Origin of the sequence: Sphingobacterium sp. UBA865, from assembly GCF_002295765.1 — a bacterium.
GTDB lineage: Bacteria > Bacteroidota > Bacteroidia > Sphingobacteriales > Sphingobacteriaceae > Sphingobacterium > Sphingobacterium multivorum.
On the sequence record NZ_DBGB01000022.1, the window covers coordinates 38,387 to 63,996 of the forward strand.

Below are 25,610 nucleotides of genomic sequence, written 5' to 3' on the forward strand. Positions count from 1 at the left end.
ATTCAGTATAAAAAAAGGAATTATTTTGCTGTGCCCTCAAAAAGTGTCCAACTTTTTGAGGGCATTTTTTATGAACGAAAAATCGGAATCACATCAAGAATTACCTGTCCATCCCTGAAAAATGTTTACAAAAGGTCTAATACGGTTCTTACTTTACCTCAAGAATTAACCTGTAAAAATGGATAAGACATAGCGATCAGTTTCGGAGATTACTCGGTGCTTATTCGGTACTTGTTCGGAGCTCGTTCGGTACTTCTTCGGTTGCAAGCGAAGAAACACCGAACGAGCTCCGATTGATATCCGTTTTTTAACCGAGAGAATGCAGAATCAACTATGAGCGTAAAAACTATTTATCCTTAAACATGCTGTAATGATCTTTCATGACCTGCAGCACGAAGTCGTTGGGAGTCATTTTTTCAGGATGTTTGACTTCCATAACCGCCTCAAGACGCTGGACCAAAGCTGTTAAAATGCCCACATCTCTTCTATCAAAAGCTGTTTGGTAGATCTCTTTGACCGAATTAGCATCCTTGTCGCTCAATTTGATAACCTGTGGAAATAGAATTGGATGATTGTCGAAAGTCTCTTCGTAAATTGTGTCGCTCAATTTTAATGTAGGTTTGAGGCTGATAACGGAAGTTTCTGCGGCAATATCTCCAATGCGTTGCCCATTTTTGGATAAAACGATCGAGGTAATGGCGACACCACCCATCGTCATCCAAATATCTACAATAGATAGACTCCATCTGGACAAGTATTGATAAAAGTTGGCTCGCGAACCGTCAAGTTTAACGACCTTTATTTTCATGATTTTCTTACCTACTGTCTGACCACCAAAGGCGGTTTCGGTAATCAATGTGTAAAAAAACGCGGGTAGGGTCAATGCCATCATAACGCCATAAAAAAGATAGGGATCTCCTGCGTTCATGTTTATGCTGTCCAAGAGAAAGAAGCAAAAGAAATAATAACAGACTATAATAAAATAATCTATTGCAAAAGCGATCATTCTTGAACCAAGACTGGCAAGATTATATTCGATTTTTACATTTTGTGCTGTATTTATCTCAAGCTTATTCATATGTAAATTATTTGAGTTTAATAGCAATATAGAATTTCTAGGTCATTTTAGCTCCAATTTGTGCTTTTCAATCATGGATATTTCCTATATTTGGTTCAGCCAGTTAAAAAAATTAATGAGAGAAGCATCCTTTGTAGAACGAAATAAAGAAAAATGGACGTTAATTGAAAATAATTTATCAATTAATATGCAGGTTGATCCAGATGAACTGGCCTCAAATTACATTGAGCTCACTAATGATCTGGCTTATGCACAAACTTTTTATCCTGAAAGTAAGGTAAAGGCTTACCTGAATGAACTGGCAGTGACCGTGCATCAGAAAATCTATAAAGATCAGAAAGCTTCCAATAATAAGTTTAAATCTTTTATCAATGAAGAGATACCGCAGGCGATCTGGTCAATCCGTAGACCTTTGTTGTACTCCTTCTTAATTTTTGTTTTGGCTTCAGTCATTGGTTTTGTATCGTCTGTATACGATATGGATTTTATTCGGCTTATTTTAGGTGACTACTATGTCGATTCGACGATAGAAAGTATAAAAGCAGGAGATCCTGCTGCAGTATATGGGAAGGGGAGCAACTTTGGATCAGCGATGTGGATTACGATTAATAATGTGCGGGTTGCTTTTATGGCCTTTGCTGCCGGACTATTTTTCAGTGTAGGGACAGGTTATGTGCTGTTTAGCAATGGTATTATGCTTGGTGCATTTCACCATATGTTTTTCCAGTATGGCGTTATGGGGAAAGCCATGTCGGCGATTTGGATTCATGGCACTATTGAGATTTCGGTAATTATTGTGGCAGGAGGATGCGGATTGGCCATCGGTAATAGCATTCTATTTCCCAAATCGTTTACACGTTTGACATCGTTTGTCCGTACAGCAAAGATTGCAATGAAAGTTCTCGTCAGCACGATTCCTTTTTTTATTATAGCCGGAACATTGGAAGGTTTTGTAACACGGTATTATAATATGTCAATTTGGTTATGTTTAATAATTATCGTTTTATCCGTACTGGCTATCCTTTATTTTTATGTTATTAATCCTTATCGACTAGCAAAACGATTTCAATGGAAATAGATTTTGAGTTTCAAAAAGAACGGAAGGTGGGGGACTTTATCCAAAGTTTCATAGATCTTTTTAAATTGATCTATAAGCACTTTGTTTCTACTATTTTTGGTTTATCTGCGGTTCCCCTAGCAGCGATTGCTTTAGTTTACTATTTTCTTTCTACAAAAATCACTTTTTCGGCTAATAGCGATTCTTTTGAGGATATCGATGCTTTTACTTGGGCTGGATTACTCATTTTGGCATTGATCGCTTTGGGATTGTACGTTTATGGTATTTCCATTGAATATTTTATGCTACTCAAAGAACGTAAAAGCACAGCATTTTCAGGATCGGAAGTATTCAGAAATTTCAGATCTAACCTCGGTAAATACTTTATGTTTTTGATTGCCATGATATTGGCTTTAATCGTTGTCTTTATCCCACTGGCAATCGTAGCTGTGATTTGTGCATTTATCCCTTTTATTGGAAGTTTTGCCATTGGTATATTGGGCTCGATGGTTGGGATATGGTTGTTTTGCTCTTTTCTATTTTATCGGGAAGGTTATTCGGATCTGGGAAGCTGTTTTACAGATGCCTATGTCATGCTGAGCAAAAAATTGATTCAATACGGTATCGCAACCTACATTGTGAACTTTATTTTTCAAATGGCTGTCATGATGATTTCCATTGTACCATTGATTATCATGGGGCTTTTGTCATTTAACTTCCTTGGAATAGATGCCGCTTTCTTTGACTCATCCTGGGGAAAACTCCTGATGACATTTGGGGGCTTATTTATCACACTATTTACGCTCTTTCTTTATATGTCCGGCGTTTTGGCCAATGGTATTATTTATGAAACAGCCAAGGATCTCAAATTTGGAGAACGTATTTATGGCATGATCGAAAAGATAGGAGGAAAAGATGAATAAACTCTTGTCTTTTTTCTGCATTGCCTGTTTATCGATTATGTACGCCTGTGATCCCAAGCCAAGGGACACGGACTCCAACAGCGATAGGATTGATTCACTTAATGTGCAAATAGATTCAACCTTGGTGGGAGCAGATTCTGTCCGCATTGATTCTGCAGTAAAGGCTCCTAATGGCCAACAGGGAAAAGACGAAATTGACCTGTGGGATCCAACATTATTTGATTCGGTTCCAAAATATACCGAAGAACGTTCGTTTAAAATGGATCCTTATCAGGATATCATCAAACGTTACGAGACAGACGATTTTGTTTATTCTGAAAATATTAAAGATCGGGTGGGCGTATTGCAACGCATCCTTGCCCGGCTCGCCGATTGGATCGGGAGTATCATGCCGGATAATCCTTATAAATTTCGGGAAGAGTTTGGCTATGTATTTGCCTTCTTAGCTGTCATCGCATTAGCGTTTATTCTTTATAAAGTGCTCTACAACAGAAAACAATATTTTATTAAGCATAGTGAAGAGGAAAGTGAACTGGACGTTTTAGCGTATGTGGAGCGAAACCTGATGAATAGCAACCTGGAGCCTTATATTCAGGAGGCTATCGCTCAAAGGAATTATGCATTGGGTATCCGGTACTTACAGCTATTGAATATTCAGAAACTAGCGCAATCCGATCATATCAAATGGAAGCTGAGCAAAACGAACGCTGAATTTACACAAGAGATTCAAAACGAGGAGCTCCGTCGTGGATTTGCGGAATGTACAAGAATATTTGATTATGTCTGGTTTGGTCAATTTGAATTAACAGAGGACAATTTTAATCAATATCAGCAATTGTTTCACCAGTATCAAAAACAAATTAAATGAAGGGATCGGTAAAATTTGGATTGATATTATTGACTGTTGTGTTAGTGTTAATAGCCCTTATCGATGCAACAAGTAAGAAACCGATTATCTGGGATCGGACTTTTGATGCAAAAGATAAAAATCCTTTTGGCGCTTATGTGCTACGTCAAGAACTAAAGCATATCATTGATCAAAAGAACACAACGATTGAGCGACCATTGTATGAATATTTGGACAGTACAAAGAAAACCGACGCTAACTTATTTTTTTACACCTCCTATTTTTCAATGGGTGAAGCAGCGGAAGATAAATTACTGGATTATGTAAACCGGGGTGGGAAAGCAATGATTGTAGCCGAGGATATTGATCCTTATCTGTTGGATTCCCTCGGTTTGAAAACAGATAACTTCTATGGTTTTAAAAAAGGTGTGAATATAAAAAGCCAACTGCGTGTGCGGTTGATGAACGATAACAATAAAATTCATTATAGTAAATCAGATCTTGGCGAAGTATTCGAAAAACTTCCTAAACATGCGACCATTTTGGGCGCGATTACCTATAAGGAATTTATGTTACCGAACTTCATAGCCGTTCAATTTGGTAAAGGGACATTCTATCTGCACCTGACCCCTGATTTATTTGGAAACTATTACTTGCTGAATTCCGCTTCGCAATATGCCTATGTTGCTAAGTCGTTATCTTATCTAAATGATAAGCCGATCGCTTGGTATGATTTTAAAGCGAATTTGGAGCAATATCGGACACCTTTGCGTGTATTGCTTATGAATGATGGTCTTAGGCAAGCTTGGTATGTTTTGTTGGCGGGGCTAGTTCTTTTGCTTGTATTTCGAAGTAGACGAGAGCAGCGAGCCGTGGCGGTCGTGAGCCCAGAACCGAATCTCTCGAAGGACTTTTGTGGAACCATTGCTACTTTATATTATGAAAATGGCGCACCAGGTAATATGGTCGCAAAAAAAATAGATTACTTCCTGCACGATCTTCGGATGCGGTTTCATTTGGACACGCTGATGTTGCGGGAAGAGGAGTTCAGTGAGGAGCTGGCTGAGCGGACTGGAGTTCCGCTCCTAGAGACGCAGTCTTTAATCAGGCTGATTGTTCATATGCAAGATGCCAAACAACATGATGTGGCTGATCTTAAGATGATTAATGATACAATAGAAGAGTTTAAACATAAAGCAAAAATGATATGAGTGACTTCGATAAATATATATCTTTTGAAAACCGAATAGATGTCTCGGTTTTATTCGATAAAATGGCGCAGGTAAAGTCGGAGGTGAAAAAAGTCATCGTTGGGCAGGATCAATTGATTGACATGCTCTTAATCTCGATCTTGGCCTCAGGGCATTCTTTGATCGAGGGCTTACCCGGGGTGGCGAAAACATTATCCGCAAAATTGATCGCCAAAACGATTCACAGTGAATTTAAGCGGATTCAATTTACACCGGATTTAATGCCCTCGGATGTAACCGGTTCGTCGATACTCGATTTGAAAAGTAATGAGTTTGAATTTCGTAGGGGCCCCATTTTTGCAAATATTGTTTTAATCGATGAAATCAATCGTGCTCCCGCAAAGACCCAGGCAGCACTTTTTGAAAGCATGGCGGAGCAACAGGTGTCGGTAGATGGAACAACCTATCAATTGCCAGGGCCGTTTGTTGTTTTTGCGACGCAAAATCCCATCGAACACGAAGGTACTTATCGATTGCCGGAAGCTCAGCTCGACCGTTTCTTGTTTAAGATCAATGTGAACTATCCTGAACTTGAACAGGAATTGGAAATATTGAAGGAGCATCATGCTCAAAAAGCACAGAATAAAGAGGATCAGGTTCAGGCTGTCGTTTCGGCCACAGAAATTTTAGAATTCCAGAAATTGATCAAGTCTATTTTTGTGCACGAGGAGTTGCTAACTTACATTGCTCAAGTCATTATAAAAACACGAACTAATCCAAGTTTGACACTAGGTGCCTCACCGCGGGCTTCTATTGCTTTGTTGGAATCAGCAAAGGCTTCAGCTGCGTTAACAGGCCGCGACTTTGTTACTCCTGAGGATATTCGGAGGGTAGCATCTGCCGTACTGGGCCACCGTGTCATGTTGACTCCAGAAAGGGAAATGGAAGGATTTACCACCGCTTATGTCATCGATCAAATCATAAATTCTGTAGAAATTCCAAGATAATGAAGAAACTAAAACAGCTTTTTCTAACAAATCAATTCTTCTACTCCCTATTGGGGGTAGCGACACTCTTTACATTTTCTTTTTTCGTTAAAGGATTGTTGATTGTGGCCTGGATTGTCTTTTGGATCTGGTTGGCTGTTTTGGCTTTTGATTTTATTGTCTTATTTTCAGGGAAGGGCAGAATTGAGATCACAAGGATATATCCTGAAAAATTATCCAATGGAGATGAAAACCCGATGAAGCTTATGGTGAGCTCTTTTTATCCATTTGCAACAAAAGTAGATGTTTTAGAGGAGTTTCCGGTGCAGCTCCAAATTCGGGACAAGGATTTTGCAGCCAGTTTACCCGCTTTTCAACGCTCTGAAATTTCATTTTCCTTGCGGCCTACACAAAGGGGAATTTATCAGTTTGGTCGTTGTATGGCTTTGGTTAGACGTTTTGGATTTTTCAAAAGAAGGTTTGTTACCAATCAAGAACAGGAAATCCCCTGTTATCCATCCTATATTCAACTACGAAAATATCAGCTTTTGGCAACAAGTAACCGATTGAATGAACTGGGGATAAAGCGTATTCGACGCATTGGTTCAGCCATGGAATTTGACCATGTTAGAGAGTATGTGCAGGGGGACGATTATAGGCACATGAACTGGAAGGCATCTGCAAAAGTAAAGGAGCTGATGATCAATCAGTATGAAGAGGAGAAGTCTCAGCCGATCTATTCATTTATTGACTTAGGTCGGGCAATGCGTATGCCATTCAACGGTCTTACCTTATTGGACTACTCGATTAATGCTGCACTTGTTCTTTCCAATGCGACCATCTTAAAGCAGGACCGAGCTGGATTATTAACCTTTTCAAAAGATATCAATGCATTTATAGCTGCAGAGAAGAGGAATAATCAAATGCATAAGATTTCAGAAGCACTATACCAGGTGTCGACCAAATTTGAGGAGTCTGAATTTGGAAGATTATATAGTTATGCCAATGCGCATATTAACAAGCGGTCGCTTATTTTTGTATATACCAATTTTGAGACCTTAGATTCCTTAAGACGTCAGATAAATTATCTGTCGATGTTGAATAGGAGCCACATTATCGTTGTTGTCGTCTTTAAAAACGTAGAAATAGAGGATTTAGCGAAAAGTACGCCTAAAAAGACAATCGAAATTTACAATCAGGTCATTGCTGAAAAGTTTATCTATGAAAAACAGCTTATCGTACAAGAACTGATTCGCAACGGCTTTCAGACAATCTATACAGCGCCCGAAAACCTGACCATCAACTCCATCAATAAATATTTGGAAATTAAGGCCCGGGGCCTTATTTAATGATGGAGGTATCTTTGACCATTACTTTTGTCCAAAGATGCTGATATTTTTCGATCGCTTTTAAATGGATTGGATGTTTCTCGTAGCTGGTAATATCTTTAAGGTTTTTGAAAGTGACGATCAAGGTATAGTCGAAGCTGTTGTCTACGACAGGTCGCGGGTTTGTTTGAGCCGGGACGCCGTAATTAAGTGTTTTGATGACGTCGATCTTGCGCAATTCCTCAAAAAATCCAACAAAATTCTTTTTTTCTTTTTCACTGAGCTCTTTTTTTAGCCAAAAATTCACAACGTGGACAATAGTGGTAGGTTGGATATCTTCATCCGATTGAACATTATTTGCCCATGTTGGGGCAGTTACTAGCACCATCGGTGCAAGAAGAAAATTGCGTCTTTTCATGATTGAAACGGTTTAGAACGTTTAAGATACAAAACCTGCGCGATTTCACCAATAGTCTGGGTATAAAAGTCGGTTCAAACTGTTTAAGAATAGAATGCTGAGAAGGCGCTGTGAAGGGATGGGTATAAAGTTGAATAAAAAAGGGCAGTCCAATTTTGTACTGCCCCATTCTATTTTGATGGACATCTGGCTCTTATAAACCAAACGCTTCTTTTACTTTGTCGATATAATCTAGTTTTTCCCAAGTGAACAGTTCAACTTCGACTTGCTTTTTCTCGCCTGTTGAGCTTTCGAACTCTTTTGTTACTTTTCTTGGTGTTCTTCCCATGTGTCCATAGGCTGCAGTTTCTGAATAAATGGGATTTCTCAGCCCCAAACGGGTTTCAATTCCGTATGGCGTCATGTCAAATAAGTCGGCTATTTTTTCCGCAATCTGGCCATCTGTCAAATTTACCTTGCTCGTTCCATAGGTATTTACATAGATTCCCATCGGATCTTTTACACCTATTGCATAGGAAATCTGTACGAGAATTTCATCTGCAACACCTGCTGCTACCAGGTTTTTAGCTATATGGCGCGTTGCATATGCAGCGGAACGGTCTACCTTAGATGGATCTTTTCCTGAGAAAGCACCACCACCATGGGCGCCTCGACCACCGTAGGTATCGACAATGATCTTGCGACCAGTAAGTCCTGTATCTCCATGAGGTCCACCGATAACAAATTTTCCAGTCGGATTGATATGAAACTTAATTTCATCGTTAAATAACAACTGAAGTTCTGGTTTCAATTGCGCCTTAACACGTGGAATTAAGATCGTTTTGATATCATGTGTAATTTTATCCAACATGACTTGTTCAGTAGCGAAGTCGTCATGTTGTGTTGAGATTACGATTGCTTCAATTCTTTTCGGCTTGTGATCATCACTATACTCAAGTGTCACCTGAGATTTTGCGTCCGGGCGCAAATACTTGATTTCGTTATTTTCGCGACGCAGCTCGGCCAATTCATAAAGCAGGCGATGCGATAAGTCCAATGCCAAAGGCATAAAATTTTCGGTTTCGTTATTGGCATAACCGAACATGATACCTTGGTCACCCGCACCCTGCTCCTGTCTTGTCTTGCGGTCTACCCCCTGGTTAATATCAGCAGATTGCTCGTGAATAGCCGAAAGGACGCCACAGGAGTTTGCCTCGAACATATACTCAGATTTGGTATAGCCAATCTTTTGGATCACCGAACGGGCTATTTTTTGGACATCAAGGTATATGTTTGATTTAACCTCGCCGGCAAGAACTACTTGCCCAGTCGTTACTAGCGTTTCAATAGCGACGCGAGAGTCCTCGTCCCATGCTAAAAAATTGTCTATTAATGCATCTGAAATTTGATCCGCAATTTTGTCTGGATGCCCTTCAGAAACAGATTCTGACGTAAATAAATAAGCCATGCTTTACGTAATTTTTAATATTGGATTTGCGCTAGAATGAAATAACAGCAAAGTGATAAGAGCCGTGATAGCGAGGGGTTTTTAGCACTTTTTTACTGTGGTTGCAATCTCCTTGTCGTTGCTTGTAACGCAACAGCACGCAAATCAGTCCACATTCTATTTTTTGTGCGACAAAGCTACGATACTTTGTGGATTATTTAAAATCAAATTTATATTTTAACTTTTAAAAATATGGGGAAGTACGGTAATTCGTATAAAGATTACATTATTTTAAGAAATTGGTAATTTCCGCTATCTTTGGATATGTCAGAACGTAAACAAATATTATTTGTTATTAATCCTATTTCGGGAGGGAAAAATAAAACTTCCTTTAAAAAACAGGTGCTGGATGTGCTTGATCTGCAGAAGTTTGATCCTACTTTCCAACAAACAGCGAGACCGAACCATGCTTATGAAATTGGGCTGAAAGCGATCAAAGAAGGCTATGATGCAGTCATCGCTGTCGGTGGTGATGGGACGATCAATGAATTGGGATCCGCTTTGGTCGGATCTGGAATTCCATTGGGGATTATTCCTGAAGGCTCTGGCAACGGCCTGGCGCTCTATTTGGGAGTTCCAATGAATGAGGCTGCAGCTATCCGTCGGATTAATCGTTTTGAATCAATAGAAGTGGATTGTGGTGTAATTAATGATAGACGCTTTTTTAATATCGCGGGTTTGGGTTTTGATGCATCCGTAAGTGAAAATTTTGCTAATGAAAATATTCGTGGACCTTTGGGGTATATGAAGTCCGTTTTTAATGTGCTCAGTAAATACCAACCTGCACATTATAAATTGACAATTGATGGAAAGGTGTACGAAAGGCAGGCCTTTATGATCAGTGTGGCGAACTCTCCCCAATATGGTAATAATGCTTATATAGCACCGCAGGCTTCGGTTAACGATGGCATTTTAGATGTCTGTATCGTGCACAAGTTTCCACTTTATATTTTGCCAAAGATGATTTTCCATCTTTTTAATAAATCGGCGGATCAATCCAGTTATGTCGAGATTATTCCGGGGAAGAATATACAGATTGAGATTGATAAGGTGTCCCCGGTTCATGTGGATGGGGAGCCGATTGAACTTGGCGATAAATTGGATATTTCCATTATACCAAAAGCGCTAAAGATAATTTGTTAAGATCATGAGTAAAAATAAGAAACAGTCCTATGAGGGCGTTGTATATTCGACAGATGACAGCTTCAGCTATCAGCTGGCCGATTTTTTTCAGGAAGCAGATACGTTACCTGTAAATCAGCAAAACTTAAAGGTGCAGCTTGATCGGAAAATGCGGAAGGGGAAAGTTGTTACGTTGGTCGCGGGCTTTGTTGGAAAAGTGGACGACTTGGAGAACTTAGGTAAATTGTTGAAAACGAAGTGCGGAGTGGGGGGAACAGTGAAGGATGGGGAGATCATCATTCAGGGAGAGTTTAAACAAAAGATCTATGATTTGTTACTTAAAGAGGGGTATCGCGTAAAATTAGTTGGTGGTTAAACAAGTATATGAGGGATAATCGTGGTAAATCTAATGAATTGTTTATTAGGCAAGTATGCTTTGAGTGTAGGATGTCTAGTTGTTCAGAAACATGAGTAATCACTTACTTTTTGTCGTTTAAAATCCTTGATTTTTTTGCATATCAAAAAAAAAATGGCTTTCATTGTAAAATAATTATTGCGAATAAGCGATTTAGCATAGAGTAATAATGATTATATAACGGGAACTGCTGAGAAAAATAACACGGATTAATGGTGTGTTCAGTTTGAAAAAACAAATTTGATTTTTTTTATATATTTGAGATGAATATTTTAAATTTGACATTAAATATTAAATTTGCTTTGCAAAATTGGTTTCAAAAGCGAATAAGAGTGCATATAATTTAAACAACATTATATATTTAAACAACAGTAAAAAACTAAAAATTAGAAAAATGGCAAACGCACCTAAAACTGCTGCAAAACAAGAGAGCAACAACGGAGGATCTTTCTTTGCTCAAGCTGCAATCATCATCTGTTTCATCGTGGGTTTCTGTGTATGGAAATTTGTGATGGGCAATCCAACTAACTTCGTTGACAACAATCCTGAAAATGCTCCAAATCCAGGTAACTACTTAGGAATGGTTTACCATGCTGGGGCTATCGTACCTGTTTTGCTTGGTTTATTCTTGATGGTATGGGTTTTCTCCGTAGAACGTTTTATCGTTATTAACAAAGCTTCTGGTAATGGTAACGTAGGAAACTTCGTTCGTAAAATTCAAACATTGATTAATGGTGGAAACATCGATTCAGCTATCGCTGAGTGTGACAAACAAAAAGGTTCAGTAGCAAATGTTGTAAAAGCTGGTTTATTGAAATACAAATCAGTATCTGCAGATCCTGAAGTAAACACTGAAAAAGCTGCTATTGCAATTCAAAAAGAAATCGAAGAAACTACAGCATTAGAAATGCCAATGTTAGAGAAAAACTTAAACGTTATCGCTACATTAGTTTCTATCGGTACATTATGTGGTCTATTGGGTACGGTAACAGGTATGATCAAAGCCTTCTCGGCATTAGCAACAGGTGGTGCTCCAGATTCAGCTAAATTGGCAAATGGTATCTCTGAGGCCTTGATCAATACAGCAACTGGTATCGCGACTTCAACATTCGCTATTGTATTGTATAATATCTTTACTGCAAAAATCGATAAATTAACTTACTCTATCGACGAAGCTGGTTTCTCAATCGTACAAACATACGCTGCAAACCACAAATAAGAACTATGATGAAAGTTTTTGATTTTATTTTATGGAAATCAAAAATCAAAAGCATCATAGGATAGAAGATTGAGTTTTTAATTTAAAAAGAAGAATTTAAAATGGGTAAAGCAAAAGTAAAAAGAGCCAGTACGTCGATCGACATGACAGCGATGTGTGACGTATCGTTCTTACTGCTTACGTTCTTCGTCTTAACGGCGACTGCGCGCCAACCGGAAGCATTGACGGTGGATACCCCAGCATCGACTACAAAAGATAAGTTACCTGATTCAAATGTAGGTATGATCACAATAGGCGATCAAGGTAAAGTTTTCTTCGGTACGACTGATCAACAGGTTCGCGTAAAAGCACTAGAAAGAATGTCAGCAAAATATGGCGTTGGCTTTTCACAAGAAGATTATGATCGTTTCAAATTGATGGAAAACTTTGGTGTACCAATGTCTAAATTGAAAGGATTATTAGCTCTGGATGGAAGTAAGCGTACGGAAAAAGGTGTGCAAACTGGTATCCCGGTTGATAGTACAGAGAATACTTCAAATGAGTTGTATTACTGGGTTCAAAATGCCCGTCTTGCAGCTGAGGAAGTAAATAAGGAAAAAGAAGCATCTGATAAAAACTTCGTGCATCCAGGACCTTTAAAGATGGCTATCAAAGCAGATGCGAATGAAAAATATCCTTCGGTTAATTTAGTTATTGAAACGTTGCGCAATCAAAAGCAAAACAAATTTAGTTTCATAACAGGCATGCGTGCTGAGGAGAAATAATTGACGATTTAATAAGAACAAACAATGGCAGAATTAAATCAGGATAGTGGTAAAAAAGGCAAAGGCGGGAAAGTAAGATCCAAGAAGAATGGCGGTAAGGTCGACCTTACAGCGATGGTGGATTTGGCGTTCTTGTTGATTACCTTCTTCATGTTGACCACGTCCTTAAATAAACCGCAAGCGATGGATGTGGCTATGCCAGACAAAAATAAAATTAAGGAGCAACAAAGCGATGAATTGCTTACAGCAGATAATCGTTCTCTTACAATTTTATTGGGTTCTGACAATAAAGTCTCTTGGGTATATGGTCAAGTTGCTCGTCCGATCGAAGGTCCTACTGTCGCTGGTTACGGTGCAGATGGGATTCGTAAGGTTTTGATGGAGAAAAAGGCATATGTACCTCGCGTTTCAGGCGGTAAAGACATGATCGTAATCATAAGACCGAGTGATAAATGTACACAACGTAATCTGGTTGACATTCTTGACGAGATGAAAATTGTAGACGTAAAACGCTATATGATCGGAAAGATTACTCCAGAGGAAGTGGACGTGTTAAAACGTGACAATATCTATAATGATTAGTTATTAGATTGACACAAAAAACTAAAATAATATGATAGGGTCAAAATTAGATATTTTTAAGAAAGAATGGCTTGACGTCGTTTTTCAAGGCCGCAATAAGGAGTACGGAGCTTATGAGCTTCGTAAGCTAGCGCCTAAAGCGACTAACAGGGGACTTCTTGTCGTTATCGGCATTGTAGTCATAGCCAGTTTCCTTAGTGTTTATGGAAGTAAGCTGTTCCCGAAGAAAGCCGTTGAGGCTCCTCCTGCAGTAACTGAAGTTACTTTGGAAGACCTTGAAGAAATCAAACCACCAGAGCCTGAAGAAGAGGAGCCGCTTCCACAAGAACCGGAAGAAAAACCTCAACAAGTGGCTATGGATGTACCGAAAGAAGATTTGGTTCGTTTCCCTGAACCTAAAGTAGCTCCTGCAAACAAAGTTGTGGAAGAAGTTGCTTCTCAGGAAGAGTTGAAAGATCCAAATAAAACTCCAGCGCGTATTACTTTGAAAGGTAGCCCGACTGGTACTTCTGTTGCACGTGGTGAATTTGGTTCGAAGAAACAAGATGGCGCAATCACTGGTGCTGCAAAAGGCGATCCAAATGGTAATGGAGATGAAATTCTTCCATTTAATGCCATCGAGGTTCAGCCAATGCCTGTAGGCGGTATGCAAGCATTTATGTCTTGGGTAGGTTCAAACTACGAGTATCCAGCTGCGGCAACTGAAAATGGTGTAAATGGTGTCGTTGAGGTATCTTTCGTTGTAGAAAAAGATGGTAGCTTAACAGACATCAATATCAAACGCGATTTGAAATATGGTACTGGTGATGCAGCCGTAAGGTTGCTTAAGAAAGCGAAGAAATGGAAACCTGGTATTCAAAATGGTCGTCCAGTTCGTGTAGCGTACACTTTACCAATTCGATTGAACCTTCAAAATTAGAATGACAAATTTTAATTCGAATAATAGTTCAAATTATAGACAGAAATCGCCTCTGAAGCGGTTTCTGTCTATTTTAGGACTTTTTATGTTTGGCTTTTACTTTGTTTTGGGCCTTTTGATTATATTCTGGGACAATTTTCCCATTGAGATTAATCCAACCTACAAAACAATCTTTGGTGTCGTATTGATCCTGTATTCTTTTATGCGATTTGTACGGCTTTGGCAAAATAATTTTTAATTAACTGCCCTCTTCTTTTTGGCTACAACCAATTCTCTCTTCAAAAATTAAACTATTTTTTAATTAAACTGTCTTATTTTATGATGTATCATATGAGAAAATATAAAATGGTTCTTGTGATGCTTGGCATCTGTATGGGCATTTTAGTTTCCTGCAAAAATAAAACAAAGCAAGCGAAAGAGGGCGATGATATTTTAACAGGTAAGCTGCCCGTTATTGTGGATCAAACGTTGTTGCCTATTATCCAAGAATCTGCGGATGTGTTTGAGAGCTCTTATCCAAATTCGAGTTTGGAGCTTATTGCTCGTCCTGAAATTAAAGCGGTGAATGCATTGCTTGGCGATTCGGCCTATGTGGTTGTTTTGACGCGCAAGCTGACAAATGAGGAAGATAGCTACTTTAAAAAGCGAGGGATTCAACCTAAAATATTCCAAATGGCGTCGGATGCCGTTGTATTGATCAATAATCGTAACAGTGCTGATACTATAATGCCTCAAAAAGACGTTAAGTCTTTGTTGGAAGGTAACTTAGCAGGACAACGACTGATCTTTGACAATGCCAATTCAAGCACACTGCGCTATTTGAAAGATTATTTTAAATTGAACAAAATCGATCCGAAAGCTGTTTCTGCTTTGAAAGATAGTGAGGATGTAATGAAATATGTGAGCGAGCAAGCGAATACGGTGGGCGTTATTGGTTATAATTGGTATTTAAAAGCTGTAGAAAAAAATTCGAATTTATTGGATAAAATTCGTACATTGAGCATCGAAAGTGTTGGTAAGGAGGGCGAAAAGGTCAGTTTTTATAGACCATCCCAATCGACTATCGCCGACGGCTTATATCCTTTTATAAGACCTGTCTACATTATGAACTATCAGCCGAATATGGGCTTAGGTTTAGGCTTCAGTGCCTTTTTGACAGGAGATCGTGGACAACGTATTGTATTGAAAGCTGGATTGGTTCCTGCTACAATGCCTGGACGAGAGATCATTATTAGAGATGAAAGTTATATTAAATAGATAATAAATAGTACAAAAATAGATTATGACAAACAGTAAATTATTATTTAGTCTTTTATTGGCGGGATCTGTGGGCACAGTAAGTGCACAAAGTTTGAAAGATGCTAGAGCAGCCATCGAGGCTGAAAATTATGGTAAAGCGAAAACTATCCTTCAACAGTTAGTGACTAAGCAACCTAAGAATGGAGATAATTATTTCTATTTGGGTCAAATTTATTTGGTAAACGACAGAGCGGATTCTGCCGCTGCGATTTTCAACCAAGGTTTGGCTGCTGATCCAAAGGCTACAATCAACAATGTAGGTTTGGGCTATGTTGACTTAATGAAAAAGGATAAAGCGAGCGCTGAATCTAAATTCGCTTTGGCAACCGCAAAATTAGGTAAGAAAGATTATGAACCATTATTGGAAATCGGTCGTGCATATATAAAAACGCCTGAGCCCGATTATGCGAAAGCTTTGGAATATTTAACGCAAGCGAAAGAAAAAAACAAAAAAGATGTTGCAATTCCTATCGCATTAGGTGATGCATACCGTGGTTTAAAAGAAGGTTCATTGGCCTATACAAGCTATGGTGAAGCGACTGATATCGATCCAAATTCAGTACAAGCGAAAGTTGGACAGGCTGTGATCGTACGTGGTGCACAAGCTTTTGATGAAGCTATCACACAATTGGAAGCTATTGCAGCAGAGACTCCGGCTTACGCACCTACTTATCGTGAGTTGGCTGAAACATACAATCAATGGTCAAGATTACCGGGTACTTCTGATGAGAAATATGTTGAGTTAAATAAAAAAGGTGTTGAGCAATACAAAAAATATCTAGAAGTTGCGGGTGATAATTCATTGGAAGCTAAAATCCGCTACGCTGATTTCTTAGTTTATGCACGTCAATACGACGATTTGAAAGTGGTTTCTGAGGAATTAGCTAAAAATCCTTCTGTAGATCCAAAGATCTACCGTTATTTGGGTTATATCGCCTTCCAAAAAGCGAAAGATTATCCAAAAGCGTTGGATTACTTAAACCAGATGTTCAGCAAAATGGAAAAGGACCGTGTAATTCCATTGGATTATATGTACCTAGGAATGTCTGAAATTGCGGCTAACAGTCCAAAACATGCCGCTGGCGGGGCGGATAGCACAGCAGCCGCGGCTCCGGTATTGACAGCAGAAAATACAGCAAATATTCAAAAAGGTATCGCTGATATTAAGAAAGCAATTGATTTGGACAAAGAGCTCTTGGGTGAAACAGCCGAGTTGGCTTTTGCTAAATATCAGGAGCAAGAATTGCAGACAGCGGCCTCTCTATTCGAGCTAGTTGCTTCTTACAAAGACAATAAAACATATTTGTATGATGCAAATTACTATGCTGGAGAAGCTTACTATCAAATTGGTGCTAAAGAAGATGCCGGTAGTAAAAACGAAGAGCAAGTTGTCGTTAATCAAGAATTGAGAGACAAAGCAATTGCCGATTTGCAAAAATCACAGACTTTCTTATCCGTTATTGAAACGACAGACAATAAAGAAGCACAGGATAAATATCTGATCAATGCGCTTTATTACAAGGCTTTTGCAGCTTTAACTGCGGACAATCTGGAGCAGCCTAAAGGTGATTTCGTAGCATCCTTCCAAAAATTGATTGAAACAATCAATCAACGTGGTGCGCAAGAGAAAAATAAAAATTATTTAATCGATGCGAATACCTATATCGGTCTTTACTATTATGTGAAGCAAGATCTTCCTAAAGCGAAGGAGAGCTTCCAAAAAGTATTGGCAATAGATCCAACGAATGAAGCTGTTAAAGGCTATTTACAAGGGATCAAATAGGCTTAAGTAAAATCATTCTAAATTAGGCGCAGATAGTAATATCTGCGCCTTTTTTGTTTTGTTTTTTACCTTGGAATCTCTATATTTAGAGACAGTTACCAATATAAATTGAATTGAGATGGAGCAAGCCAATAGTATGCCGATAGACTACTTGCCTATATTTATACAGCTTCTAGTTGCTGTAGGATTTGGAGTAAGTACCATAATTATTACACATCTTATCGGGCCAAAGGTCCGTACTGAAAACAAGCTTGGGGCTTTTGAGTCGGGGATTGAAGTTGTCGGAAATGCCAGGCAGCCTTTCTCTATCAAGTATTTCTTGGTGGCTATCCTGTTTGTGATTTTTGATGTTGAAGTCATTTTCATGTACCCGTGGGCTGTAAACTTCCGGGAGATGGGATTACAAGGCTTGATTGAGATGTTTATTTTCATGGGACTGCTCTTGTTGGGCTTTATCTATGTGATCAAGAAGAAAGCATTGAATTGGGACTAAACGTCCCGTTGGTCGTTGGCTCTTTGAGTCAATGATACTTAAACCTATAAATCGACTTTTCATGAGTGATATAAAATTGGCAGAAGCTCCTCCGGGAGTAGAAGGCGCAGGTTTTTTTGCGACAAGTTTGGATAAAGCCATTGGCTTGGCCCGAGCCAACTCTTTATGGCCTTTGCCGTTCGCCACATCCTGCTGTGGTATCGAGTTTATGGCAACGATGGGCTCTACTTACGATTTGGCCAGATTTGGCGCTGAACGTCCTAGTTTCTCGCCCCGTCAGGCAGATATGCTTTTGGTGATGGGGACAATCGCTAAAAAAATGGCGCCTGTATTAAGACAAGTATATATACAGATGGCCGAGCCGCGCTGGGTAATCGCTGTAGGAGCTTGCGCATCGAGTGGTGGTATTTTCGATACGTATTCTGTTCTACAAGGAATAGACGAAATCATACCGGTTGATGTGTACGTGCCTGGTTGTCCTCCCCGCCCGGAAGCAATTTTGGATGGTGTATTGCGTCTGCAGGATATTGTAAAAAATGAATCATTGAACCGGAGAAATACGCCCGAATACAAAGCGCTGCTTGAGAAGTACGGAATACATACAAATAAATAGATGATGGAAAACAGTTTTTTATTGGATAAGCTCCAAGGAAATTTTCCGGGAAAGATTAACGAAATTCAAGATGCACACAGTCTATTGACCATTGTTGTTGATATGGAAGATGTGATTGATGTACTTCGTTTCTTAAAATCGAATAACGAATTGCAGTTTATTCATCTCACGGATATTACGGCGGTACATTATCCACATTTAGAAAAGGAGTTTGCTGTAGTTTACCATATTCAAAGTCTCGTTCATAATATCCGAATCCGCGTGAAGGTCTTTTTGCATGGACCAAATCCTGAGATTCCAACGGCAACAGTCGTTTGGAGAGGTGCAAATTGGATGGAACGTGAAACCTTCGATTTTTTTGGTGTCAATTTTATAGGACATCCCGATTTGAGAAGAATTTTGAATGTAGATGATATGGAGGTGTTTCCAATGCGTAAGGAATATCCTTTAGAGGATCCAAATCGCGTAGATAAGAAAGATTTGTATTTCGGCCGTTAATTTATACGATATGAGCGAATTTATAAGCAAGATAACAGCTAATCAGCCTGTCTTTGATGATAATGATCCACAGGATGAGTTGATTACCCTAAATATTGGTCCCACACATCCGGCTACGCACGGTGTATTTCAGAATGTCGTGCAAATCGATGGTGAACGGATTGTTAGCGGAGTTTCCACGATTGGCTATATTCACCGTGCATTTGAGAAAATTGCTGAACATCGGCCTTTTTATCAAATTACGCCTTTGACCGATCGTCTAAATTATTGCTCGTCTCCAATCAATAATATGGGCTGGCATATGACCGTTGAAAAACTACTCAAGATCGAGATTCCTAAGCGGGTGCAGTATATGCGTGTTATCGTCATGGAGCTTGCCCGTATTGCAGATCATATTATTTGTAATGGTATTTTGGGGGTAGATACGGGGGCTTTTTCGGGCTTTTTGTATGTGATGCAGGAGCGTGAATTTATCTACGAAATCTTTGAAGAAATCTGTGGCGCTCGCCTGACAACGAACATTGGTCGTATTGGAGGCTTCGAACGTGATTTCAATGCTATAGCCTTTGAGAAAATACGTGAATTTCTAAAACGCTATCCGCCGGTATTGCAAGAGTTTGAAGAGTTGTTTGTTCGTAACCGTATTTTTATTGAGCGGACTTCAGGCGTTGCTGCTGTAACAGCAGAAGATGCACTGGATTATAGCTGGTCTGGCCCTATTTTACGGGCGACAGGTGTAGATTACGATGTGCGGGTACAGAATCCTTATTGCTCATATGAAGAATTTGATTTCGACGTACCTGTTGGCACGACCGGCGATGTATATGACCGTTTCGTGGTTCGAAATGCCGAAATGTGGCAATCACTTCGCATTATAGAGCAGGCATTAGCGAAAATTGAGAAAGAGCCTAAAGGTGTCTTCCATGCAGAGGTGCCTGATTTCTATTTACCACCGAAAGAGCAGGTGTATACCAATATGGAAGCTTTAATCTACCATTTTAAAATCGTCATGGGTGAGGTGGACACACCGAAAGCCGAAGTCTATCATGCGGTCGAAGGGGCAAATGGTGAACTTGGTTTTTATCTGATTCATGACGGTGGACGGTCACCTTATCGTCTTCACTTTAGAAGACCTTCTTTTGTCAATTATCAAATGTTCGCGCCAATGAGTGCAGGAATGCTGATTTCAGATGCCATTATAAATATGAGTAGTCTTAACGTTATAGCCGGAGAATTAGATGCTTAGTGTAAAACAACATAATGAAAACGTAAACTTTTCTCCAGAATTGTTAGCCAAGTTTGGAGAAGTGGTAAGTCGTTACCCCGAAGGAAAGCAAAAATCAGGCTTATTGCCCATTTTACATCTGGTTCAGGCGGAATATGGCTGGGTAAGCGCAGATGCGATGGATAAGGTTGCTGTTTACCTGAATATATTGCCTATTGAGGTGTATGAGGTGGCAACCTTCTATACCATGTTCCTGTTGCAACCTAAAGGAAAATATGTACTGGAGATTTGTCGTACCGGACCTTGTTGTTTGGTCGGTGCAGAGCGTATCATGGGGCATTTAGAGCAAAAGCTCGGCGTAAAGGAAGGTCAGGTCACCGCTGACGGGCTTTTCTCTTGGCGGGGTGTAGAATGTTTGGCCGCCTGTGGTTTTGGACCAGTCTTACAGATCGGCCCTGAATATACATTCTATGAGAATCTGACAGAAGATAAAGTCGACGAATTGATTGATAATTTAAAAGCTAAAACAGAATAATATGGCACGTAAACTTTTGTTGACTCATATCGATGTTCCTGGCATCAATACCTTTGAGGTCTATCGACAAAAAGGTGGTTATGTTGCTGTTGAAAAAGTAGTAAAGACAATGTCTCCTGAGGATGTTGTTGAAGAGGTTAAGAAGTCTGGATTACGTGGACGTGGGGGAGCTGGTTTTCCTACGGGCATGAAATGGTCCTTTTTGGCTAAACCTGAAGGGGTGCCACGCTATTTGGTCTGTAATGCCGACGAGTCTGAACCAGGAACATTCAAAGACCGTTATTTGATGACGCACATCCCACATGCGCTCATTGAGGGAATGATTGTATCCAGCTTCGCCTTAGGAGCTCATACATCGTATATCTATGTGCGTGGAGAGATGATGCCGCAAATCAGAATTCTGGAGCGGGCCATTGCTGAAGCCAAGGAAAAAGGTTTTTTGGGTAAAAATATTTTAGGCTCGGGCTATGATCTGGAGATTTATGTTCAGCCGGGAGGTGGAGCGTATATCTGTGGTGAGGAAACAGCTTTATTAGAATCTTTAGAAGGTAAACGGGGTAATCCGCGTATTAAACCGCCTTTTCCAGCGATAGCAGGTTTATATAACTGCCCGACAGTGGTGAATAATGTGGAGTCTATTGCGACCACAGTGCCCATTATCAATTTGGGCGGTGAAGAATATGCTAAAATCGGCGTGGAGCGTAGTACCGGGACAAAATTAATTTCCGCTAGCGGAAATATTGTAAAACCAGGGGTCTATGAGATCGAACTCGGTCTGCCTGTGGAAGAGTTTATTTACTCGGATGAATATTGTGGTGGTATTGCCAATGGGAAACGAATGAAAGCTGTCGTAGCTGGAGGCTCTTCGGTTCCAATCCTACCCGCTAACTTGATCTTGAAAACTGCGGCAGGAAATAGCCGGTTGATGACTTATGAGTCATTGGCGGATGGTGGTTTCCAAACAGGGACAATGCTCGGGTCGGGTGGTTTCATCGTATTTGATGAGGATCAGTGCGTGGTGCGTAATACCTGGAATTTTGCACGTTTTTATCATCATGAAAGCTGTGGGCAGTGTTCGCCTTGTCGTGAAGGAACGGGTTGGATGGAGAAGGTGCTGCATAAGATCGAGAGCGGTCACGGCTCGATGTCAGACATTGATTTGCTGTGGGATGTGCAGCGAAAAATTGAAGGGAATACAATTTGTCCATTAGGGGATGCGGCAGCATGGCCTGTGGCAGCAGCAATAAGACATTTTAGGGATGAATTTGAATGGCATATTCTTCATCCGGAAGAGTCACAAACACGGAATTATGGACTGGCACATTATGCTAATCCTTTACAACCAATAGTATCATAATAGAAGCTGTAACGATAAATTAATTATATCATGGCAGAAGCGGAAGATGTAAAGTTTAAGGTCACCATCGATGGTATACCGGTAGAGGTTGCTCCTGGGACAAGCATATTAAATGCAGCGAGAAAGATCGGTGGAGATATAGTCCCTCCGGCAATGTGTTACTACTCCAAACTGGAGGGAAGTGGCGGTAAATGCCGTACCTGTTTGGTCAAAGTCTCCAAGGGATCTGAAAAAGATCCGAGGCCGATGCCAAAATTGGTGGCTTCTTGTCGTACGACGGTGATGGACGGTATGGAAGTACAAAATATTACTTCGCCAGAGGTGGTGGAAGCAAGAAAAGGTGTTGTTGAAATCTTATTGATCAATCATCCCTTGGATTGTCCAATCTGCGATCAGGCTGGTGAATGTAAATTGCAGGATCTTGGGTATGAACACGGCAGCGCTAATACACGCTACGAATTCGATCGTCGTACCTTCGAACGAATTGATCTGGGCGATAAGATCCAATTGCATATGAACCGTTGTATCCTATGTTACCGTTGTGTTTATGTCGCCAATCAGTTGACCGACCAACGTGTACATGGTATCCTAGGAAGAGGAGATCACGCCGAAATATCGACTTATATTGAGAATGTCATCAACAATGATTTCTCCGGAAATGTTATTGATGTTTGTCCTGTGGGAGCTTTGACGGATAAAACCTTCCGTTTCAAGAACAGGGTATGGTTTACAAAGCCTGTCGATGCACATCGCGATTGTCCGACATGTTCAGGTAAAGTAACCTTATGGTATAAGGGAGAAGAAGTCATTCGGGTAACTGCTCGAAAGGATGAGTTTGGTGAAGTGGAAGAATTTATCTGTAATACCTGCCGCTTTGATCAGAAAAAAACAAGCGATTGGATTTTGGAGGAACCAACAGAAATAGATCCACATTCTGTTATTTCTGCCAATCACTACGAGTTATTTAATCCGCCAAAAGTCATTAAAGAAAATCCAATATTGCAGGAACAAAATCGGGAACAGTTAGCTAGAACGGAAAAATTGAAATAATCACAAACATGGAGTGGTCTTTTGTCATAGAAAAATTAATACTGGTGTCTGTTATTTTTGTTGTCACCCTGGTGATTGCGATGTATTCGACACTTGCTGAGCGTAAAATTGCAGGTTTTATGCAGGATCGATATGGTCCTGACCGGGCTGGTCTCTTTGGTATCTTGCAACCGCTTTGTGACGGTGGTAAATTCTTCTTTAAGGAGGAAATTATCCCTGCAGGGGCACACAAGGTACTTTTTATCTTAGGGCCTACTATTGCCATTATTACGGCCTGTATTAGCTCGGCGGTTATCCCTTGGGGACAGGAATTGCAAATTGGGGGACGGGTCGTTTCCTTGCAGGTGGCCGATGTTAATGTTGGGATATTGTATATGTTTGGTGTGATCGCATTAGGTGTATATGGTATTATGTTGGGCGGCTGGGCTTCCAATAATAAATTCTCACTTATGGGTGCTATTCGCGCTGCGTCGCAGAGCATCAGTTATGAGATCGCCATGGGATTGTCAATTATTGCTTTATTGATGGTGACACAAAGTCTCTCCTTAAAGGAAATCGTTGCGCAGCAGTCGGGTTTTGTCAATTGGAATATCTGGGCGCAGCCGCTAGGGTTTATCATTTTTATGGTCTGTGCTTTTGCCGAATGTAATCGGGTTCCTTTCGATTTACCGGAATGTGAGACAGAGCTTGTCGGTGGTTACCATACGGAGTACTCCTCCATGAAATTGGGACTCTATATGTTTTCCGAATATATTAACATGTTCGTTTCCTCTGCATTGATGGCATCACTTTATTTTGGCGGTTATAATTTCCCCTTTATGAATGATCTGGGATTGTCGGCCAATATGATCACGATCATCGGGGTAGTGGTATTCTTCATTAAAATATTGCTGTTTATCTTTTTCTTTATGTGGGTGCGTTGGACTTTACCACGTTTCCGCTACGATCAATTGATGAATCTGGGCTGGAAGATGCTGATTCCATTGGCAATTGCCAATATTGTACTCACAGGTGTATTTACATTGATTAAAGATACTTATTTCTCATAAGAAAGGACTTTTTATGCAACTAACCAATCGTAAAAAAGTAATTGAACAAAAACCGATGACATTTTCGGAAAGAATATACTTTCCGGCTATTATCAAAGGTTTGCGCATTACATTAAGGCATTTTTTTAAGAAAATTCCAACCATTAAATATCCGGAGGAAATAAGACCTTATTCGAAAAACTTCAGGGGGCAGCACTCGCTCAAACGTGATGAGGAAGGGCGTGAGCGCTGTACAGCCTGTGGATTATGTGCTTTGTCCTGCCCGGCAGAGGCGATTACAATGACTGCCGCCGAGCGGAAAAAAGGTGAAGAGAATCTTTATCGCGAGGAAAAGTATGCGTCGGTATATGAAATCAATATGTTGCGTTGTATTTTCTGTGGTCTATGTGAAGAGGCCTGTCCTAAAGAAGCGATTTATCTGGATGGACCGCATGTGACAGCAGATTACCTACGTAAGGATTTTATCTATGGAAAAGATAAATTGGTAGAACCAACTTTTGATATTACCAAATTAAAGAGCTAAACCAGGAAATTATGACAGTATTTTATTTTGTAGCCTTCTTGTCTATTTTCTTTGCGCTGCTGACCATTTTTACAAAAAATCCTGTACACAGTGTACTGTATCTGGTCATTACGTTTTTTACGTTTACAATACATTATATTCTTTTGAATGCACAGTTTTTGGCTGTGGTGAATTTCATCGTATATATGGGAGCCATCATGGTGTTGTTTTTATTTGTACTGATGCTGCTCAACCTGAACAAGGATACCGAACCCATGAAATCCAATCTGGTTAAGTTTATGGGTGCTATCGCCGGTTGTTGCCTATTGGTGACTTTCTTCGGTGTATACCGCGTATTTGACATTTCTAATCCCTTAACTGTTGTTAATCCGGAAATAGGGTTGGTTAAGAATCTGGGTAAGGTGTTGTTTAACGAATTTTTGCTTCCTTTTGAGTTATCATCATTATTGTTATTGACAGCAATGATTGGAGCAATATTATTAGCTAAGAAAGAACCTAAACAAATCTAATGGAAACAGTTGTTCAACAGTTGCAGGGGGTGCCAATAAATCATTATCTGATTTTTTGTGCGATTATTTTCGTTATTGGTGTTATCGGTGTTCTTATTCGCCGTAACGTCATTATTATTATGATGTCTATTGAATTGATGCTGAATGCGGTGAATCTTCTTTTAGCTGCTTTTTCAGTGCAGCATGGCGATTCGTCAGGACAGGTCTTCGTCTTCTTTATCATGGCATTGGCAGCGGCAGAAGTTGCCGTAGGCCTAGCGATTATTATTATGGTATATCGGAATACGAAGTCTGTGGATATCGATTCCTTAAATAAACTTCGTTGGTAGAACTTAGAAATAA

28 protein-coding genes are annotated in these 25,610 nt (G+C 39.9%); 25 read left to right on the forward strand and 3 right to left on the reverse strand.

Going from position 1 to position 25,610, the window contains the following annotated elements; all coding sequences use genetic code 11:
- Window positions 1–346 precede the first annotated feature (346 nt).
- Window positions 347–1,078 carry an RDD family protein gene (locus tag B2O97_RS12050; RefSeq protein ID WP_115046318.1) on the reverse strand — a complete coding sequence of 244 codons (732 nt, stop codon included), beginning with the start codon at window positions 1,076–1,078 and terminating at the stop codon, window positions 347–349.
- Between the two features lie 115 nt (window positions 1,079–1,193).
- Between B2O97_RS12050 and B2O97_RS12055 the strand changes: the two genes are divergently transcribed.
- From B2O97_RS12055 to B2O97_RS12080, 6 genes are read left to right on the forward strand one after another with little or no spacing between them, the layout of a single operon-like run.
- On the forward strand, window positions 1,194–2,156 hold the full coding sequence (locus tag B2O97_RS12055; protein ID WP_286767451.1) for a stage II sporulation protein M: 963 nt from the start codon (window positions 1,194–1,196) through the stop codon (window positions 2,154–2,156).
- Window positions 2,147–3,058 (forward strand): ABC transporter permease, encoded by a 912-nt coding sequence (locus tag B2O97_RS12060; protein ID WP_286752832.1) that lies wholly within the window; start codon window positions 2,147–2,149, stop codon window positions 3,056–3,058. The genes B2O97_RS12055 and B2O97_RS12060 overlap by 10 nt, the downstream gene beginning before the upstream one ends.
- Entirely contained in the window at window positions 3,051–3,926 is an 876-nt protein-coding gene (locus B2O97_RS12065; RefSeq protein ID WP_286767452.1) for a DUF4129 domain-containing protein, read from the forward strand. The genes B2O97_RS12060 and B2O97_RS12065 overlap by 8 nt, the downstream gene beginning before the upstream one ends.
- Complete coding sequence (locus B2O97_RS12070) at window positions 3,923–5,116, forward strand: DUF4350 domain-containing protein (protein ID WP_286767453.1); 1,194 nt, start codon at window positions 3,923–3,925, stop codon at window positions 5,114–5,116. The genes B2O97_RS12065 and B2O97_RS12070 overlap by 4 nt, the downstream gene beginning before the upstream one ends.
- Window positions 5,113–6,102, forward strand: a complete 990-nt coding sequence (locus tag B2O97_RS12075) for an AAA family ATPase (protein WP_201639975.1) — start codon at window positions 5,113–5,115, stop codon at window positions 6,100–6,102. The genes B2O97_RS12070 and B2O97_RS12075 overlap by 4 nt, the downstream gene beginning before the upstream one ends.
- On the forward strand, window positions 6,102–7,430 hold the full coding sequence (locus B2O97_RS12080; protein WP_286767454.1) for a DUF58 domain-containing protein: 1,329 nt from the start codon (window positions 6,102–6,104) through the stop codon (window positions 7,428–7,430). The genes B2O97_RS12075 and B2O97_RS12080 overlap by 1 nt, the downstream gene beginning before the upstream one ends.
- Here B2O97_RS12080 and B2O97_RS12085 read toward each other — a convergent pair.
- Both B2O97_RS12085 and metK read right to left on the reverse strand, forming a co-directional pair.
- Window positions 7,423–7,827 (reverse strand): Dabb family protein, encoded by a 405-nt coding sequence (locus tag B2O97_RS12085; protein ID WP_286767455.1) that lies wholly within the window; start codon window positions 7,825–7,827, stop codon window positions 7,423–7,425. The two genes, B2O97_RS12080 and B2O97_RS12085, sit on opposite strands and share 8 nt — an antisense overlap.
- Before the next feature lie 193 nt (window positions 7,828–8,020).
- Window positions 8,021–9,274, reverse strand: a complete 1,254-nt coding sequence (metK, locus tag B2O97_RS12090; protein ID WP_286767456.1) for a methionine adenosyltransferase — start codon at window positions 9,272–9,274, stop codon at window positions 8,021–8,023.
- Between the two features lie 303 nt (window positions 9,275–9,577).
- Here metK and B2O97_RS12095 point away from each other — a divergent pair, with 303 nt between their 5' ends.
- The 19 genes from B2O97_RS12095 to nuoK all read left to right on the forward strand — a co-directional run bounded on the left by B2O97_RS12095 (window position 9,578) and on the right by nuoK (window position 25,597).
- Window positions 9,578–10,456, forward strand: coding sequence for a diacylglycerol/lipid kinase family protein (locus B2O97_RS12095; protein WP_070560959.1), 879 nt, complete (start codon window positions 9,578–9,580; stop codon window positions 10,454–10,456).
- Between the two features lie 4 nt (window positions 10,457–10,460).
- Window positions 10,461–10,811 (forward strand): translation initiation factor, encoded by a 351-nt coding sequence (locus B2O97_RS12100; protein ID WP_286767457.1) that lies wholly within the window; start codon window positions 10,461–10,463, stop codon window positions 10,809–10,811.
- A gap of 433 nt (window positions 10,812–11,244) precedes the next feature.
- Complete coding sequence (locus tag B2O97_RS12105) at window positions 11,245–12,069, forward strand: MotA/TolQ/ExbB proton channel family protein (RefSeq protein ID WP_075990316.1); 825 nt, start codon at window positions 11,245–11,247, stop codon at window positions 12,067–12,069.
- Between the two features lie 101 nt (window positions 12,070–12,170).
- The gene (locus B2O97_RS12110) at window positions 12,171–12,833 is read left to right on the forward strand and encodes an ExbD/TolR family protein (RefSeq protein ID WP_112375110.1); all 663 of its coding nucleotides are present in this window, start codon (window positions 12,171–12,173) and stop codon (window positions 12,831–12,833) included.
- Between the two features lie 24 nt (window positions 12,834–12,857).
- A complete protein-coding gene (locus B2O97_RS12115) occupies window positions 12,858–13,415 on the forward strand; it encodes an ExbD/TolR family protein (protein WP_075990314.1) in 558 nt (185 codons plus the stop codon).
- A gap of 31 nt (window positions 13,416–13,446) precedes the next feature.
- Window positions 13,447–14,334 carry an energy transducer TonB gene (locus B2O97_RS12120; RefSeq protein WP_088163319.1) on the forward strand — a complete coding sequence of 296 codons (888 nt, stop codon included), beginning with the start codon at window positions 13,447–13,449 and terminating at the stop codon, window positions 14,332–14,334.
- A 330-nt stretch (window positions 14,335–14,664) separates the two neighbouring features.
- Window positions 14,665–15,591, forward strand: a complete 927-nt coding sequence (locus B2O97_RS12125) for a PstS family phosphate ABC transporter substrate-binding protein (RefSeq protein WP_286767458.1) — start codon at window positions 14,665–14,667, stop codon at window positions 15,589–15,591.
- Between the two features lie 25 nt (window positions 15,592–15,616).
- Window positions 15,617–17,416 carry a tetratricopeptide repeat protein gene (locus tag B2O97_RS12130; protein ID WP_286767459.1) on the forward strand — a complete coding sequence of 600 codons (1,800 nt, stop codon included), beginning with the start codon at window positions 15,617–15,619 and terminating at the stop codon, window positions 17,414–17,416.
- A 118-nt stretch (window positions 17,417–17,534) separates the two neighbouring features.
- On the forward strand, window positions 17,535–17,909 hold the full coding sequence (locus tag B2O97_RS12135; RefSeq protein ID WP_070560967.1) for an NADH-quinone oxidoreductase subunit A: 375 nt from the start codon (window positions 17,535–17,537) through the stop codon (window positions 17,907–17,909).
- A 61-nt stretch (window positions 17,910–17,970) separates the two neighbouring features.
- Window positions 17,971–18,522 (forward strand): NADH-quinone oxidoreductase subunit B, encoded by a 552-nt coding sequence (locus B2O97_RS12140; protein ID WP_070560969.1) that lies wholly within the window; start codon window positions 17,971–17,973, stop codon window positions 18,520–18,522.
- The gene (locus B2O97_RS12145; protein ID WP_070560971.1) at window positions 18,523–19,020 is read left to right on the forward strand and encodes an NADH-quinone oxidoreductase subunit C; all 498 of its coding nucleotides are present in this window, start codon (window positions 18,523–18,525) and stop codon (window positions 19,018–19,020) included.
- 10 nt (window positions 19,021–19,030) lie between these two features.
- Entirely contained in the window at window positions 19,031–20,266 is a 1,236-nt protein-coding gene (locus tag B2O97_RS12150; protein WP_286767460.1) for an NADH-quinone oxidoreductase subunit D, read from the forward strand.
- Window positions 20,259–20,780: a complex I 24 kDa subunit family protein gene (nuoE, locus tag B2O97_RS12155; protein WP_112375107.1), complete on the forward strand. Its 522-nt coding sequence runs from the start codon at window positions 20,259–20,261 to the stop codon at window positions 20,778–20,780. Before B2O97_RS12150 ends, nuoE begins: the two co-directional genes overlap by 8 nt.
- A gap of 1 nt (window position 20,781) precedes the next feature.
- On the forward strand, window positions 20,782–22,137 hold the full coding sequence (gene nuoF, locus B2O97_RS12160; protein ID WP_286767461.1) for an NADH-quinone oxidoreductase subunit NuoF: 1,356 nt from the start codon (window positions 20,782–20,784) through the stop codon (window positions 22,135–22,137).
- Window positions 22,138–22,167: 30 nt separating this feature from the next.
- Window positions 22,168–23,187, forward strand: coding sequence for a 2Fe-2S iron-sulfur cluster-binding protein (locus B2O97_RS12165; protein WP_070560978.1), 1,020 nt, complete (start codon window positions 22,168–22,170; stop codon window positions 23,185–23,187).
- An 8-nt stretch (window positions 23,188–23,195) separates the two neighbouring features.
- Complete coding sequence (gene nuoH, locus B2O97_RS12170; RefSeq protein ID WP_070560980.1) at window positions 23,196–24,236, forward strand: NADH-quinone oxidoreductase subunit NuoH; 1,041 nt, start codon at window positions 23,196–23,198, stop codon at window positions 24,234–24,236.
- 13 nt (window positions 24,237–24,249) lie between these two features.
- Entirely contained in the window at window positions 24,250–24,759 is a 510-nt protein-coding gene (locus tag B2O97_RS12175; protein WP_070560982.1) for a NuoI/complex I 23 kDa subunit family protein, read from the forward strand.
- 11 nt (window positions 24,760–24,770) lie between these two features.
- The gene (locus B2O97_RS12180; protein ID WP_070560985.1) at window positions 24,771–25,268 is read left to right on the forward strand and encodes an NADH-quinone oxidoreductase subunit J; all 498 of its coding nucleotides are present in this window, start codon (window positions 24,771–24,773) and stop codon (window positions 25,266–25,268) included.
- Window positions 25,268–25,597, forward strand: coding sequence for an NADH-quinone oxidoreductase subunit NuoK (gene nuoK, locus B2O97_RS12185; RefSeq protein WP_046673084.1), 330 nt, complete (start codon window positions 25,268–25,270; stop codon window positions 25,595–25,597). Before B2O97_RS12180 ends, nuoK begins: the two co-directional genes overlap by 1 nt.
- The last annotated feature ends 13 nt before the right edge of the window (window positions 25,598–25,610 follow it).

Bases quoted from the DNA above. Each gene is read 5' to 3' on its own strand.
- B2O97_RS12100 (WP_286767457.1), top strand. From the start codon at position 10,461: ATGAGTAAAAATAAGAAACAGTCCTATGAGGGCGTTGTATATTCGACA.
- B2O97_RS12065 (WP_286767452.1), top strand. From the start codon at position 3,051: ATGAATAAACTCTTGTCTTTTTTCTGCATTGCCTGTTTATCGATTATG.
- B2O97_RS12105 (WP_075990316.1), top strand. From the start codon at position 11,245: ATGGCAAACGCACCTAAAACTGCTGCAAAACAAGAGAGCAACAACGGA.
- B2O97_RS12150 (WP_286767460.1), top strand. From the start codon at position 19,031: ATGAGCGAATTTATAAGCAAGATAACAGCTAATCAGCCTGTCTTTGAT.
- nuoE (WP_112375107.1), top strand. From the start codon at position 20,259: ATGCTTAGTGTAAAACAACATAATGAAAACGTAAACTTTTCTCCAGAA.
- nuoH (WP_070560980.1), top strand. From the start codon at position 23,196: ATGGAGTGGTCTTTTGTCATAGAAAAATTAATACTGGTGTCTGTTATT.
- B2O97_RS12180 (WP_070560985.1), top strand. From the start codon at position 24,771: ATGACAGTATTTTATTTTGTAGCCTTCTTGTCTATTTTCTTTGCGCTG.
- nuoF (WP_286767461.1), top strand. From the start codon at position 20,782: ATGGCACGTAAACTTTTGTTGACTCATATCGATGTTCCTGGCATCAAT.
- B2O97_RS12050 (WP_115046318.1), bottom strand. From the start codon at position 1,078: ATGAATAAGCTTGAGATAAATACAGCACAAAATGTAAAAATCGAATAT.
- B2O97_RS12070 (WP_286767453.1), top strand. From the start codon at position 3,923: ATGAAGGGATCGGTAAAATTTGGATTGATATTATTGACTGTTGTGTTA.
- B2O97_RS12115 (WP_075990314.1), top strand. From the start codon at position 12,858: ATGGCAGAATTAAATCAGGATAGTGGTAAAAAAGGCAAAGGCGGGAAA.
- B2O97_RS12130 (WP_286767459.1), top strand. From the start codon at position 15,617: ATGACAAACAGTAAATTATTATTTAGTCTTTTATTGGCGGGATCTGTG.
- B2O97_RS12165 (WP_070560978.1), top strand. From the start codon at position 22,168: ATGGCAGAAGCGGAAGATGTAAAGTTTAAGGTCACCATCGATGGTATA.
- B2O97_RS12075 (WP_201639975.1), top strand. From the start codon at position 5,113: ATGAGTGACTTCGATAAATATATATCTTTTGAAAACCGAATAGATGTC.
- B2O97_RS12085 (WP_286767455.1), bottom strand. From the start codon at position 7,827: ATGAAAAGACGCAATTTTCTTCTTGCACCGATGGTGCTAGTAACTGCC.
- B2O97_RS12110 (WP_112375110.1), top strand. From the start codon at position 12,171: ATGGGTAAAGCAAAAGTAAAAAGAGCCAGTACGTCGATCGACATGACA.
- B2O97_RS12055 (WP_286767451.1), top strand. From the start codon at position 1,194: ATGAGAGAAGCATCCTTTGTAGAACGAAATAAAGAAAAATGGACGTTA.
- B2O97_RS12095 (WP_070560959.1), top strand. From the start codon at position 9,578: ATGTCAGAACGTAAACAAATATTATTTGTTATTAATCCTATTTCGGGA.
- B2O97_RS12175 (WP_070560982.1), top strand. From the start codon at position 24,250: ATGCAACTAACCAATCGTAAAAAAGTAATTGAACAAAAACCGATGACA.
- B2O97_RS12060 (WP_286752832.1), top strand. From the start codon at position 2,147: ATGGAAATAGATTTTGAGTTTCAAAAAGAACGGAAGGTGGGGGACTTT.
- B2O97_RS12120 (WP_088163319.1), top strand. From the start codon at position 13,447: ATGATAGGGTCAAAATTAGATATTTTTAAGAAAGAATGGCTTGACGTC.
- B2O97_RS12135 (WP_070560967.1), top strand. From the start codon at position 17,535: ATGGAGCAAGCCAATAGTATGCCGATAGACTACTTGCCTATATTTATA.
- B2O97_RS12080 (WP_286767454.1), top strand. From the start codon at position 6,102: ATGAAGAAACTAAAACAGCTTTTTCTAACAAATCAATTCTTCTACTCC.
- metK (WP_286767456.1), bottom strand. From the start codon at position 9,274: ATGGCTTATTTATTTACGTCAGAATCTGTTTCTGAAGGGCATCCAGAC.
- B2O97_RS12140 (WP_070560969.1), top strand. From the start codon at position 17,971: ATGAGTGATATAAAATTGGCAGAAGCTCCTCCGGGAGTAGAAGGCGCA.
- B2O97_RS12125 (WP_286767458.1), top strand. From the start codon at position 14,665: ATGAGAAAATATAAAATGGTTCTTGTGATGCTTGGCATCTGTATGGGC.
- B2O97_RS12145 (WP_070560971.1), top strand. From the start codon at position 18,523: ATGATGGAAAACAGTTTTTTATTGGATAAGCTCCAAGGAAATTTTCCG.
- nuoK (WP_046673084.1), top strand. From the start codon at position 25,268: ATGGAAACAGTTGTTCAACAGTTGCAGGGGGTGCCAATAAATCATTAT.